Here is a 12,349-nt window from a genome sequence, read left to right as displayed (position 1 = left end):
AAAAGCCTGGAGCCTTTGCGGCTCCGGGCTTGACGCGCCTTGGCATCAGCCAGTAGAATGCGCAGCCTTTAACAGTGGGGTGGGTGTATCCGCGCCACTGTGAAAAGGCTTAGGCAACCCATTGGAGTCAGCTAACAGCTATGGCAACGATTAATCAGCTCGTGCGCAAGCCGCGCAAGCGTCAGGCAGCGAAGACCGACGTGCCTGCGCTTCAGGCCTGCCCGCAGAAGCGCGGCGTCTGCACCCGCGTCTACACCACCACCCCGAAGAAGCCGAACTCCGCACTGCGGAAGGTCTGCCGTGTGCGCCTGACCAACGGCTACGAGGTGTCCTCCTACATCGGCGGTGAAGGCCACAACCTCCAGGAGCACTCTGTGGTCCTGATTCGTGGCGGTCGAGTAAAGGACCTTCCGGGTGTGCGTTATCACACCGTTCGCGGCGCTCTCGACACCTCCGGTGTCCAGAACCGTCGTCAGGGCCGTTCCAAGTACGGCACCAAGCGTCCGAAGTCCTAAGGGCTGCGTCGCTTTCCATTACCAAGTTTGACCCGGTCTGATAAGAGTAAGGTCGAGCCGCCAAGCGCGAGTCTCGGGTTTACCTGAAGGACCCTTCAACCGAGGGCTTATCATGCCTAGAAGAAGAGTTGCGGCCAAGCGCGAGATTCTGCCGGATCCCAAGTTCGGATCCGAGCGTCTGGCCAAGTTCATGAACCACCTGATGATCAGCGGCAAGAAGTCCGTAGCTGAGCGTATCGTCTATGGTGCGCTGGACAGGGTTGCCGAGCGTTCCAATGAAGAGCCGCTGGAAATCTTCGACAAGGCGCTGGAAACCATCCAGCCCATGGTCGAGGTGAAGTCTCGCCGCGTCGGCGGTGCGACCTATCAGGTGCCGGTCGAAGTCCGTCCGTCCCGCCGCCAGGCGCTTGCCATGCGCTGGCTGGTGGACGCCGCTCGCCGTCGTGGCGAGAAGACCATGGTGCAGCGTCTGGCTGGCGAAATGCTGGATGCAGCCGAAGGCAAGGGTTCGGCAGTCAAGAAGCGTGAAGACGTGCATCGCATGGCAGAAGCCAACAAGGCCTTCTCTCACTACCGCTTCTAAAGCGCATCGCCAACCAACGGGAGTTACATCGTGGCTCGCAAGACTCCGCTTAAGCGTTACCGCAATATCGGTATCGTGGCCCACGTCGACGCCGGTAAGACGACTACTACCGAGCGTGTCCTGTTCTATACCGGTCTGTCCCACAAGGTCGGTGAGGTCCATGAGGGCGCCGCCACCATGGACTGGATGGAGCAGGAGCAGGAGCGTGGTATCACCATCACCTCCGCGGCGACCACCTGCTTCTGGCAGGGCATGAACAAGCAGTTCGATGAGCACCGCATCAACATCATCGACACCCCTGGACACGTTGACTTCACCATCGAAGTCGAACGTTCCCTGCGTGTGCTTGACGGTGCCGTCGTCGTGCTGTGTGGCTCCTCCGGTGTGCAGCCGCAGACCGAGACCGTCTGGCGCCAGGCCAACAAGTACGAAGTTCCGCGCATGGTGTTCGTCAACAAGATGGACCGCAGCGGTGCTGACTTCTTCATGGTCGTCAACCAGCTGAAGGATCGTCTCGGCGCCAACGTCGTGCCGATCCAGATCAACTGGGGCTCCGAGGACGAGTTCAAGGGCGTCATCGACCTCATCCAGATGAAGGCCATCCTGTGGGATGAAGACAACTTCGGGATGAACTACGACCTCGTCGATATCCCGGCGGAGCTCCAGGAGACCGCCGAAGAGTATCGCGAGCAGATGGTCGAGGCCGCCGCCGAGGCGTCCGAAGAGCTGATGGACAAGTACCTCGAAGAGGGTGAGCTGACCAACGACGAGATCAAGGCTGGTCTGCGTCGTCGTACCCTCGACAACGAGATCGTGCTGGTCACCTGTGGCTCTGCGTTCAAGAACAAGGGTGTTCAGGCCGTTCTCGATGGCGTCATCGAGTACATGCCGTCTCCCACCGAGGTCAAGGCGATCGAAGGTGAGCTCGACGACAAGGACGGCACCATCGCGACCCGTGAGGCCGATGACAGTGCGCCTTTCGCCGCGCTGGCGTTCAAGATCGCGACCGACCCCTTCGTTGGCACCCTGACCTTCATCCGCGTCTACTCGGGCGTGCTGAAGTCAGGCGACAGCGTCTACAACTCCGTCAAGCAGAAGAAGGAGCGCGTCGGCCGTATCGTCCAGATGCACTCCAACTCGCGCGAGGAGATCAAGGAAGTTCTGGCCGGCGACATCGCCGCCTGTATCGGCCTGAAGGACGTGACCACCGGTGATACCCTGTGCGACCTGAACGACAAGATCGTTCTCGAGCGCATGGAGTTCCCGGATCCGGTTATCTCCGTGGCAGTGGAGCCGAAGTCCAAGGCTGACCAAGAGAAGATGGGTATTGCACTGGGCAAGCTGGCCCAGGAAGATCCGTCCTTCCAGGTCAAGACCGACGAAGAGACTGGCCAGACCATCATCTCCGGCATGGGCGAGCTTCACCTCGACATCATCGTTGACCGCATGCGTCGCGAGTTCAAGGTCGAGGCGAACATCGGCAAGCCGCAGGTGGCCTACCGTGAGACGATTCGTCAGAGCGTCGAGCAGGAAGGCAAGTTCGTTCGTCAGTCCGGTGGTCGCGGTCAGTACGGTCACGTACACCTGCGCATCGAGCCGTTGACGGCCGAAGACAAGGGCGACGACGAAGAGATGCACTTCAAGTTCGCTTCCGAGATCGTCGGCGGCGTGGTTCCGAAGGAATACGTGCCGGCCGTCGAGAAAGGGGCCTATGAGCAGCTCCAGAACGGTGTCATCGCGGGCTACCCGATGATCGACGTCAAGGTAACGCTGTTCGACGGTTCCTACCACGACGTGGACTCCAACGAGACCGCGTTCAAGGTCGCCTCTTCCATGGCGATCAAGCAAGGCGCTCCCAAGGCCAAGGCAGTTCTGCTCGAGCCGGTGATGAAGGTCGAGGTCGTGACCCCTGAAGAATTCATGGGTGACGTCATGGGCGACCTGAACCGCCGCCGGGGCCTGGTCCAGGGTATGGATGACTCTTCCTCCGGCAAGGTCATTCGCGCCACCGTGCCGCTGGCTGAGATGTTCGGTTACGCAACCGACCTGCGCTCTCAGACCCAGGGCCGCGCAAGCTACACCATGGAGTTTGCGGACTACGAAGAGGCGCCGTCCAGCGTCGTTGAAGCCGTCATCAACCAGAACGGTTAACCGTTAGCTAACGAAAGAGGTCATAGCAGTGGCTAAGGAAAAATTCGAACGTTCCAAACCGCACGTCAACGTCGGCACCATCGGTCACGTCGACCACGGCAAGACTACCCTGACGGCGGCCCTGACTCGCGTTTCTGCCGAGGTGTTCGGCGGTGACTGGCGTGAGTTCGACACCATCGACAATGCTCCGGAAGAGCGTGAGCGTGGTATCACCATCGCCACCTCTCACGTCGAGTATCAGTCCGAGGAGCGTCACTACGCTCACGTCGACTGCCCGGGACACGCTGACTACGTCAAGAACATGATCACCGGTGCTGCCCAGATGGACGGCGCTATCCTGGTCTGTTCCGCTGCTGACGGCCCTATGCCGCAGACTCGCGAGCACATCCTGCTGTCTCGTCAGGTTGGCGTTCCGTTCATCGTCGTGTTCCTGAACAAGGCCGACATGGTCGACGACGAAGAGCTGCTCGAGCTGGTCGAGATGGAAGTTCGTGAACTTCTGTCCGAGTACGACTTCCCGGGCGACGACACTCCGATCATCACCGGCTCTGCCCTGATGGCTCTGGAAGGCAAGGACGACAACGGCATGGGTACTACCGCCGTTGCCAACCTGATCAAGGCTCTGGATGCCTACATCCCCGAGCCGGAGCGTGCTGTCGACCAGCCGTTCCTGATGCCGATCGAAGACGTGTTCTCCATCTCTGGTCGCGGTACCGTTGTGACCGGTCGTGTCGAGCGCGGCATCGTCAAGCCGGGCGAAGAGATCGAGATCGTTGGTATCAAGGACACCACCAAGACTACCGTTACCGGTGTCGAGATGTTCCGTAAGCTGCTCGACGAAGGTCGTGCTGGCGAGAACGTCGGTGCCCTGCTGCGTGGTACCAAGCGTGACGAAGTCGAGCGTGGTCAGGTTCTGGCCAAGCCGGGCACCATCACTCCGCACACCCAGTTCGAGGCGGAAGTGTACGTGCTGAGCAAGGACGAGGGTGGTCGTCACACTCCGTTCTTCAAGGGCTACCGTCCGCAGTTCTACTTCCGTACCACCGACATCACCGGTACCTGTGAACTGCCGGAAGGCGTCGAGATGGTCATGCCGGGCGACAACGTCCAGATGGTCGTCAACCTGATCGCTCCGATCGCCATGGACGAAGGTCTGCGCTTCGCCATCCGCGAAGGCGGCCGTACCGTCGGTGCTGGCGTCGTGGCCAAGATCCTGGTCTAAATCAGACCGGTGATCACCGAAGGGGGCTCCGCAAGGAGCCCCCTTTTCTGCGCATCGTCATTGAGGGTTTGACTCTCGATGGCGCGGCGCATATAATGCGCATCCTTTGAATGCGTGGGTTGACGGCTCGCGCCGTCAAGTTCCATTGGAGTTAGGGCAAATGCAGAACCAGAAGATTCGCATTCGGTTGAAGGCTTTCGACCATCGCCTGATCGACCAGTCCGCCGCGGAGATTGTTGAAACCGCCAAGCGTACCGGCGCCCAGGTTCGTGGTCCGATTCCTCTGCCGACCAATCGCGAGCGTTACACCGTGCTGGTTTCCCCGCACGTGAACAAGGACGCCCGTGATCAGTACGAGATTCGTACCCACAAGCGTGTGCTCGACATCGTCGAGCCGACCGAGAAGACCGTTGATGCCCTGATGAAGCTCGACCTCGCCGCTGGCGTGGACGTGCAAATCAAGCTCGACTGATATCACTAGACACTCGCGGCCCAGCGTCCCTCTCATCCAGTAGAGGTTCAGCAGCCGCCACGCCGGGATGGCGTTACACAACGTGCTAGTGGAATGCTCTGGAAAGGGCAGCCATAGCGGGTGATAGCCCCGTACACTAAAGGAGACTAAGCATGACTATCGGTTTGGTCGGTAGGAAGGCCGGCATGACCCGTGTCTTCACCGAAGACGGCGCGTCTGTGCCCGTAACCGTTATCGAGGTTGATCCCAACCGCGTGACCTGCGTGAAGTCTGTCGAATCCGACGGCTACGCCGCGGTCCAGGTGACAACCGGCTCCCGCAAAGCCAAGCATCTGTCCAAGGCCCAAGCTGGCCTGTACGCCAAGGCAGGTGTCGAGGCTGGTCGTTCCCTGATGGAGTTCCGCCTGAGCGAAGGCGACGAAGCTCCGGAAGTGGGCGGCGAACTCACCGTATCCCTCTTCGAAGCTGGTCAAAGCGTTGACGTGACCGGCACCTCCAAGGGTAAGGGCTTCCAGGGCGCAGTGAAGCGCTGGAACTTCCGTACCCAGGACAACAGCCACGGTAACTCTCTGTCCCACCGTGCTCCGGGTTCCATCGGCATGTGCCAGACCCCGGGCCGCGTGTTCAAGGGCAAGAAGATGGCCGGCCAGATGGGCAACGCACGTTGCACCGTTCAGAGCCTGGAAATCGTCCGTGTCGATGCCGAGCGCAACCTGCTGCTGATCAAAGGCGCCGTTCCTGGTGCTACCGGCAGTGATGTCATCGTGCGCAGCGCCGTCAAAGCTGGCTGAAGGGGAACTTTCCAATGAATCTGAATCTTGCAGGTGCAAGCGCCGGGACCGTTGAGCTGTCCGACGCTACCTTTGGCAAAGAATTCAACGAAGCGCTCGTGCACCAGGTCGTCACCGCCTATCTGGCTGGTGGTCGTCAGGGCACCCGCGCCCAGAAGAACCGCTCCGACGTCCGTGGCGGCGGCAAGAAGCCGTGGCGCCAGAAGGGCACCGGTCGCGCTCGCGCCGGTACCATTCGCTCGCCGATCTGGCGCAGCGGTGGTGTGACCTTCGCGGCCCGTCCGCAGGACCACTCCCAGAAGGTCAACCGCAAGATGTACCGTGCGGCCATGCGCTCGATTCTGTCCGAGCTGGTCCGTCAGGAGCGTCTTGTTGCCGTTGATGCCTTCTCTGTCGAGTCACCCAAAACCAAGCAGCTGGTCGCCAAGCTTTCCGACCTGGGCCTGGAGAAGGTGCTGATCGTCACCGAAGAAGTCGACGAGAACCTGTACCTGGCAGCCCGCAACATCCCCAACGTGGATGTGGTGGACGTCGCCGCCGCCGACCCGGTCAGCCTGGTCGCCTTCGACAAGGTCCTGGCTACCGTCTCCGCACTGCGCAAATTCGAGGAGAAGCTGGCATGAACCAGGAGCGTGTATTCAAGGTTCTGCTTGGTCCGCACGTGACCGAGAAGGCCGCCATGGCCGCCGAGCGTAACCAGTACGTGTTCAAGGTGGCGAGTGACGCAACCAAGCCCGAGATCAAGGCTGCCGTCCAGGAGCTGTTCGGCAAGAAGGTCGATCGCGTTTCTGTTCTGAACGTGAAGGGCAAGACCAAGCGCACCGCGCATGGTGTTGGTATGCGCAAGGGTTATCGCAAGGCGTACGTGACACTGGCCGCCGGCGAGACGCTTGAAGACTTCTCTGGCGCCGAGTAAAGGCAGGAGTACGGATCATGGCAATCGTCAAGACAAAACCCACATCCGCCGGTCGTCGCCACGTCGTCAAGATTGTTGGTGAGGAACTGTACAAGGGCCGCGCTTACGCGCCGTTGCTCGAGAAGCAGTCCAAGTCCGGTGGTCGTAACAACCAGGGTCGCATCACCACTCGCCACGTCGGCGGTGGTCATCGCAACCACTATCGGATCATCGACTTCAAGCGCACCAAGGATGGCGTTCCGGCCATCGTCGAGCGCCTGGAGCATGACCCGAACCGTAGCGCCCACATCGCGCTGCTGAAGTACATCGACGGTGAGCGTCGCTACATCATCGCCCCCAAGGGCGTGAGTGCCGGTGATCGCCTCGAGTCCGGCGTCAATGCGCCGATCAAGAAGGGCAACGCACTGCCGCTGCGCAACATCCCGCTGGGTTCCACGGTGCACTGCATCGAACTGAAGCCTGGCAAGGGTGCTCAGATCGCACGCAGCGCCGGTACCAGCGCCCAGCTGGTGGCTCGTGAAGGCAACTACGCCACCCTGCGTCTGCGCTCCGGCGAGATGCGCAAGGTGCTGGCCGAGTGCCGCGCGACCCTGGGTGAGGTGAGCAATTCCGAGCACAGCCTGCGTCAACTTGGCAAGGCCGGTGCAAAGCGCTGGAGAGGTGTGCGCCCGACTGTTCGCGGTGTCGCGATGAACCCGGTGGATCACCCGCACGGTGGTGGTGAAGGCCGCACCAGCGGTGGTCGTCATCCGGTGTCCCCGTGGGGTATGCCCACCAAGGGCCACAAGACCCGCAAGAACAAGCGCACCGACAAGCTGATCGTCCGCCGCCGCAAGGCTCGCGGTTAAGATCCCACGCCAAGACATTAAGAGGTAACGGCTGTGCCACGTTCACTGAAGAAAGGTCCTTTTGTAGACCTTCATCTGCTGAAAAAGGTTGAGACTGCAGCGGAAAAGAACGATCGCAAACCGATCAAGACCTGGTCGCGTCGTTCAATGGTCCTGCCCAACATGGTCGGGCTCACCATTGCAGTCCATAACGGTCGCCAACACGTCCCGGTGCACGTCTCCGAGGAAATGGTTGGCCACAAGCTGGGCGAATTCGCTGCTACCCGCACCTATCGCGGCCATGCGGCGGATAAGAAAGCCAAACGGTAAGCCAGAGAGGATTAAGAGATGGAAGTCACAGCAAAGCTGCGTGGCGCCAGTTTATCCGCCCAGAAGGCCCGTTTGGTGGCTGATCAGGTGCGCGGTAAGCCTGTCGCCGAAGCAATCGACCTGCTGACCTTCTCACCGAAGAAGGCGGCCAAGCTGGTCAAGAAGGTGCTGCAGTCCGCCATCGCGAATGCGGAAGAAAACAACGGCATGGACATCGACGAGCTGCGCGTCTCGACCATCTGTGTCGATGAGGGTACGACGCTCAAGCGCATCCGTCCGCGCGCCAAAGGCCGTGCGGATCGCATTTTGAAGCGCACTTGCCACATCACCGTCAAGGTAGCCGAGAAGTAGGAGTCGACCAGATGGGTCAGAAAGTCAATCCGACAGGCATCCGACTGGGTATCGTCAAAGACCATACCTCTGTCTGGTACGCCGAGCGCGGCGCCTATGCCGATAAGCTCAACAACGACCTCGCGGTGCGTAGCTTCCTGGAAGAGCGTCTGAAAAACGCCTCCGTTAGCAAGATCACCATCGAGCGTCCCGCGAACAACGCGCGCATCACCATTCACACTGCCCGTCCGGGCATCGTGATTGGCAAGAAGGGCGAAGATGTCGATCGCCTGCGTCGCGACGTCACCGAGATGATGGGCGTGCCTGTTCACGTCAACATCGAGGAAGTTCGCAAGCCCGAGCTGGATGCTCAGCTCGTCGCACAGAACATTGCCGGCCAGCTCGAGCGCCGTGTGATGTTCCGTCGCGCCATGAAGCGCGCTGTCCAGAACGCCATGCGTCTGGGCGCTGGCGGCATCAAGGTGCAGCTCTCCGGTCGCCTCGGCGGCGCGGAAATTGCCCGCACCGAGTGGTACCGCGAAGGTCGTGTTCCGCTGCATACCCTGCGTGCGGACATCGATTACGCCACCTACGAAGCCAAGACCACCTACGGCATCATCGGTGTCAAGGTCTGGGTCTTCAAGGGTGAAATCCTCGGGGGCATCGAGGAGGTCCGCGCCAAGGCGAAGCAGAGCCAGGCAGCGCCCTCCAAGAAGAAAGGTTCCAGGTAAGGGGAGAGCGATTCGATGTTACAACCCAAGCGTACAAAATTCCGTAAGGTGCAGAAGGGCCGCAACCGTGGCCTGGCGCATCGCGGAAGCAAAGTGAGCTTCGGCGAGTTCGGCCTCAAGGCCACCGGCCGCGGTCGTGTCACCGCCCGTCAGATCGAAGCTGGCCGTCGTGCCATCACCCGTCACGTCAAGCGTGGCGGCAAGATCTGGATCCGTGTCTTCCCGGACAAGCCGATTTCCAAGAAGCCCCTGGAAGTCCGGATGGGTAAAGGTAAGGGCTCCGTCGAGTACTGGGTCGCACAGATCCAGCCCGGTCGTGTCCTTTACGAGATCGAAGGCGTTTCCGAGGAACTGGCCCGCGAAGCTTTCGCACTGGCCGCCCAGAAATTCCCGGTCTCCACCACCTTTGTGAAACGGACGGTGATGTGATGAAAGCCCAGGAAATTCGTGAAAAGTCCGCCGAGCAGCTCAATGAGCAGCTCCTCGAACTCCTCCGCGAGCAGTTCAACCTGCGCATGCAGAAGGCCACCGGCCAGCTGAGCCAGACTCATCTGCTCAAGCAGGTTCGTCGGGATATCGCCCGCGTGAAGACTGTGCTCAACGAGAAGGCAGGTGTCTGAGATGGCCGAAGAGAAAAAAGCCCGTACGCTCACCGGCAAGGTGGTGAGCGACAAGATGGACAAGTCCATCGTTGTAATGATCGAGCGTCGTGAGCGCCACCCGATCTACGGCAAATACGTTAAGCGCTCCACCAAGCTGCACGCCCACGACGAGACCAACCAGGCCAAGGCCGGTGACACGGTATCCATCCAGGAATGTCGTCCGCTGTCCAAGAAGAAGGCCTGGACCCTGGTCGAGGTTGTCGAACAGGCCAAGGGTTAAGGCCACGGCCTTAACCTCGTGCAGTCAGTTTAGGTTTGGAGAAAACCGATGATTCAGACTCAGACAATGCTGGATGTCGCCGACAACAGCGGAGCGCGCCGGGTGCAGTGCATCAAGGTGCTGGGTGGTTCACACCGCCGCTACGCTCGCGTTGGTGACGTCATCAAGGTCACGGTGAAGGAAGCTATTCCGCGCGGCAAGGTCAAGAAAGGCCAGGTGCTGAAAGCGGTAGTTGTCCGGACCCGCAGTGGCGTCCGTCGCAGCGACGGTTCGCTGATTCGCTTCGATGGAAATGCGGCCGTCTTGTTGAACAACACCAACGAGCAGCCGATCGGTACCCGTATCTTCGGGCCGGTGACGCGTGAACTTCGCAACGAGAAGTTCATGAAGATCATTTCCTTAGCGCCTGAAGTGCTGTAAGGGAGCGAGGCGACATGCAAAAGATCAAACGTGATGATGAAGTGATCGTCATCGCCGGCAAGGACAAGGGTAAGCGCGGTACCGTGAAGCGCGTCCTCAAGGACGAGCGGTTCGTGGTAGCGGGTGTGAACATGATCAAGCGTCACACCAAGCCGAACCCCATGGCCGGCAATCAGGGCGGTATCGTCGAGCGCGAGGCTCCGATTCACGCGTCCAACGTAGCCATCTTCAATCAGGAGACCGGTAAGGCGGATCGCGTCGGCTTCCAGATCAAGGAAGACGGTACCAAGGTACGTATCTACAAGTCGACGCAAGCGCAGATCGACGCCTAACGCGAGTCGGGTAGCAAAATGGCGAACTTGAAAGAACGTTATCAAAACGAGGTGGTGGCTCAACTGAAAGAGCAGTTCAGCTACGCCAACGTTATGCAGGTACCCCGGATCACCAAGGTGACTCTGAACATGGGTATCGGCGAAGCGACCAGCGATAAAAAGCTGATCGACGCTGCCGTCGGCGACCTGGAGAAGCTCTCCGGTCAGAAGCCGATGGTGACCAAGGCACGTAAGTCCATCGCGGGCTTCAAGGTGCGTGAAGGCTGGCCGATCGGCGTGAAGGTCACACTGCGCAGTGAGCGCATGTGGGACTTCCTCGATCGCCTGGTGAATATCGCGATCCCCCGCGTTCGTGACTTCCGTGGTCTCAACCCGAAGTCCTTCGACGGTCGTGGCAACTACAGCATGGGGGTGCGTGAGCAGATCATCTTCCCGGAGATCGAGTATGATAAGATCGACCGGATTCGTGGTCTGGATGTCACCATCACCACCACTGCCAACACCGATGACGAAGGTCGTGCGCTGCTGAGCGCACTGAACTTCCCGTTCAAGAAATAGGGGTGGGATCATGGCAAAGAAGAGCATGATTGAGCGTGAGCAGAAGCGCGCGCAACTGGTTGAGAAGTATGCTGCCAAGCGTGCCGAGCTCAAGGCGATCATCCAGGACGTGAACAGCTCCGATGAGGAGCGCTTCGATGCGCAGCTGAAGTTGCAGTCGCTGCCGCGTGACTCCAGCCCCGTGCGTCAGCGTAACCGCTGCCGCGTGACTGGCCGTCCGCACGGCTACTACAACAAGTTCGGCCTCGGTCGTAACAAGCTGCGTGAAGCCGCCATGCGTGGCGACGTGCCCGGACTGAAGAAGTCCAGCTGGTAACGCCACGTAGAATCATCAGGAGCGCAAGTTAAATGAGCATGCAAGACACTCTGGCGGATATGTTTACCCGTATCCGCAATGCGCAGCAGGCCACCAAGGAGACGGTCACCATGCCGTCCTCCAAGATCAAGGTTGAAGTGGCCCGCGTGCTGAAAGAAGAGGGTTACATCACTGACTTCGCCGTGAGCGAATCAGCCAAGCCCGAGCTGACCGTCAGCCTCAAGTACTTCGAAGGCAAGCCGGTCATCGAGCATCTGCAGCGGGTTTCCAAGCCGTCCCTGCGTAGTTACAAGGGCAAGGATGCGCTGCCGAAGGTCGCCGATGGCCTGGGTGTCGCGATCGTCACCACCTCCAAGGGTGTGATGACCGATCGTGCCGCGCGTCAGGCTGGTGTCGGCGGCGAAGTCCTCTGCACCGTATTCTAGGAGTTTGGAATGTCCCGCGTAGCCAAATATCCGGTTAAAGTGCCCGCTGGCGTCGAGGTCAAGATCGACGGCGCCACGCTGACCGCCAAAGGCGGTCAGGGCACCCTCTCCATGCCCGTTCACGACGATGTCGTGGTCGCGCAGGAAGATGGCCAGCTGACCTTCCAGCCGAGCAAATCTGCTAAGAGCTGGGCCATGGTCGGCACCACCCGTGCCCTGGTTCAGAACCTGGTCACCGGCGTGTCCGAGGGCTTTACCAAGTCTCTCGAAATCATCGGCGTCGGTTATCGCGCTCAAGCGAAAGGCCAGACGCTCAACCTGACACTGGGCTTCTCTCACCCGGTCGACTATCAACTGCCTGAAGGTGTCTCGGCTGAAACGCCGAAGAACACCGTCATCGTGCTGAAGAGCGCGGACAAGCAGAAGCTCGGCCAGGTCGCAGCGGAAATCCGCGCTTTCCGTCCGCCTGAACCCTACAAGGGCAAGGGTGTGCGTTACGCGGATGAGCAGGTCCGCCGTAAAGAAGCCAAGAAGAAGTAAGGCAGGGT

General features: G+C 60.1%; 21 protein-coding genes. All 21 read left to right on the top strand.

Annotated features, from left to right (window positions below):
* Positions 1-140 precede the first annotated feature (140 nt).
* The 21 genes from rpsL (at position 141) to rplF (ending at position 12,341) form a co-directional block, all read left to right on the top strand.
* Entirely contained in the window at positions 141-515 is a 375-nt protein-coding gene (gene rpsL, locus NFG57_RS18860) for a 30S ribosomal protein S12 (RefSeq protein ID WP_045990865.1), read from the top strand.
* A 112-nt stretch (positions 516-627) separates the two neighbouring features.
* Entirely contained in the window at positions 628-1,098 is a 471-nt protein-coding gene (rpsG, locus tag NFG57_RS18855) for a 30S ribosomal protein S7 (RefSeq protein WP_023007554.1), read from the top strand.
* Between the two features lie 30 nt (positions 1,099-1,128).
* A complete protein-coding gene (fusA, locus tag NFG57_RS18850; protein ID WP_045990864.1) occupies positions 1,129-3,249 on the top strand; it encodes an elongation factor G in 2,121 nt (706 codons plus the stop codon).
* 28 nt (positions 3,250-3,277) lie between these two features.
* Positions 3,278-4,471 (top strand): elongation factor Tu, encoded by a 1,194-nt coding sequence (tuf, locus tag NFG57_RS18845; RefSeq protein WP_045990863.1) that lies wholly within the window; start codon positions 3,278-3,280, stop codon positions 4,469-4,471.
* Positions 4,472-4,631: 160 nt separating this feature from the next.
* On the top strand, positions 4,632-4,943 hold the full coding sequence (gene rpsJ / locus NFG57_RS18840; protein WP_045990862.1) for a 30S ribosomal protein S10: 312 nt from the start codon (positions 4,632-4,634) through the stop codon (positions 4,941-4,943).
* 152 nt (positions 4,944-5,095) lie between these two features.
* Positions 5,096-5,734: a 50S ribosomal protein L3 gene (gene rplC, locus NFG57_RS18835; protein WP_045990861.1), complete on the top strand. Its 639-nt coding sequence runs from the start codon at positions 5,096-5,098 to the stop codon at positions 5,732-5,734.
* A gap of 14 nt (positions 5,735-5,748) precedes the next feature.
* The gene (rplD, locus tag NFG57_RS18830; RefSeq protein ID WP_045990860.1) at positions 5,749-6,357 is read left to right on the top strand and encodes a 50S ribosomal protein L4; all 609 of its coding nucleotides are present in this window, start codon (positions 5,749-5,751) and stop codon (positions 6,355-6,357) included.
* Positions 6,354-6,650 carry a 50S ribosomal protein L23 gene (rplW, locus tag NFG57_RS18825; RefSeq protein ID WP_045990859.1) on the top strand — a complete coding sequence of 99 codons (297 nt, stop codon included), beginning with the start codon at positions 6,354-6,356 and terminating at the stop codon, positions 6,648-6,650. Before rplD ends, rplW begins: the two co-directional genes overlap by 4 nt.
* Positions 6,651-6,667: 17 nt before the next feature.
* Positions 6,668-7,498 carry a 50S ribosomal protein L2 gene (gene rplB, locus NFG57_RS18820; protein ID WP_108133879.1) on the top strand — a complete coding sequence of 277 codons (831 nt, stop codon included), beginning with the start codon at positions 6,668-6,670 and terminating at the stop codon, positions 7,496-7,498.
* A gap of 33 nt (positions 7,499-7,531) precedes the next feature.
* Entirely contained in the window at positions 7,532-7,807 is a 276-nt protein-coding gene (gene rpsS / locus NFG57_RS18815) for a 30S ribosomal protein S19 (RefSeq protein WP_045990857.1), read from the top strand.
* Positions 7,808-7,825: 18 nt separating this feature from the next.
* Positions 7,826-8,158 carry a 50S ribosomal protein L22 gene (gene rplV / locus NFG57_RS18810; RefSeq protein WP_045990856.1) on the top strand — a complete coding sequence of 111 codons (333 nt, stop codon included), beginning with the start codon at positions 7,826-7,828 and terminating at the stop codon, positions 8,156-8,158.
* Between the two features lie 11 nt (positions 8,159-8,169).
* Positions 8,170-8,868 (top strand): 30S ribosomal protein S3, encoded by a 699-nt coding sequence (gene rpsC, locus NFG57_RS18805; protein ID WP_045990855.1) that lies wholly within the window; start codon positions 8,170-8,172, stop codon positions 8,866-8,868.
* A 15-nt stretch (positions 8,869-8,883) separates the two neighbouring features.
* A complete protein-coding gene (rplP, locus tag NFG57_RS18800) occupies positions 8,884-9,297 on the top strand; it encodes a 50S ribosomal protein L16 (protein WP_045990854.1) in 414 nt (137 codons plus the stop codon).
* The gene (gene rpmC, locus NFG57_RS18795) at positions 9,297-9,488 is read left to right on the top strand and encodes a 50S ribosomal protein L29 (RefSeq protein ID WP_045990853.1); all 192 of its coding nucleotides are present in this window, start codon (positions 9,297-9,299) and stop codon (positions 9,486-9,488) included. Before rplP ends, rpmC begins: the two co-directional genes overlap by 1 nt.
* A gap of 1 nt (position 9,489) precedes the next feature.
* Complete coding sequence (gene rpsQ / locus NFG57_RS18790; RefSeq protein ID WP_045990852.1) at positions 9,490-9,750, top strand: 30S ribosomal protein S17; 261 nt, start codon at positions 9,490-9,492, stop codon at positions 9,748-9,750.
* 48 nt (positions 9,751-9,798) lie between these two features.
* Positions 9,799-10,170 carry a 50S ribosomal protein L14 gene (gene rplN / locus NFG57_RS18785; RefSeq protein ID WP_009723896.1) on the top strand — a complete coding sequence of 124 codons (372 nt, stop codon included), beginning with the start codon at positions 9,799-9,801 and terminating at the stop codon, positions 10,168-10,170.
* 14 nt (positions 10,171-10,184) lie between these two features.
* Positions 10,185-10,502 carry a 50S ribosomal protein L24 gene (gene rplX / locus NFG57_RS18780; RefSeq protein WP_045990851.1) on the top strand — a complete coding sequence of 106 codons (318 nt, stop codon included), beginning with the start codon at positions 10,185-10,187 and terminating at the stop codon, positions 10,500-10,502.
* A gap of 18 nt (positions 10,503-10,520) precedes the next feature.
* Complete coding sequence (gene rplE / locus NFG57_RS18775; RefSeq protein WP_045990850.1) at positions 10,521-11,060, top strand: 50S ribosomal protein L5; 540 nt, start codon at positions 10,521-10,523, stop codon at positions 11,058-11,060.
* A gap of 10 nt (positions 11,061-11,070) precedes the next feature.
* Complete coding sequence (rpsN, locus tag NFG57_RS18770) at positions 11,071-11,376, top strand: 30S ribosomal protein S14 (protein WP_206944196.1); 306 nt, start codon at positions 11,071-11,073, stop codon at positions 11,374-11,376.
* A 32-nt stretch (positions 11,377-11,408) separates the two neighbouring features.
* The gene (gene rpsH, locus NFG57_RS18765) at positions 11,409-11,801 is read left to right on the top strand and encodes a 30S ribosomal protein S8 (protein WP_045990848.1); all 393 of its coding nucleotides are present in this window, start codon (positions 11,409-11,411) and stop codon (positions 11,799-11,801) included.
* A gap of 9 nt (positions 11,802-11,810) precedes the next feature.
* Positions 11,811-12,341: a 50S ribosomal protein L6 gene (gene rplF, locus NFG57_RS18760; RefSeq protein WP_348814955.1), complete on the top strand. Its 531-nt coding sequence runs from the start codon at positions 11,811-11,813 to the stop codon at positions 12,339-12,341.
* Positions 12,342-12,349 lie beyond the last annotated feature (8 nt).

It is taken from the genome of Halomonas sp. H10-59, from assembly GCF_040070555.1.
Lineage (GTDB): Bacteria > Pseudomonadota > Gammaproteobacteria > Pseudomonadales > Halomonadaceae > Halomonas > Halomonas litopenaei.
Note: the sequence above shows the minus strand (reverse complement) of the source record. Positions and strands in the feature narration are given on the sequence as shown.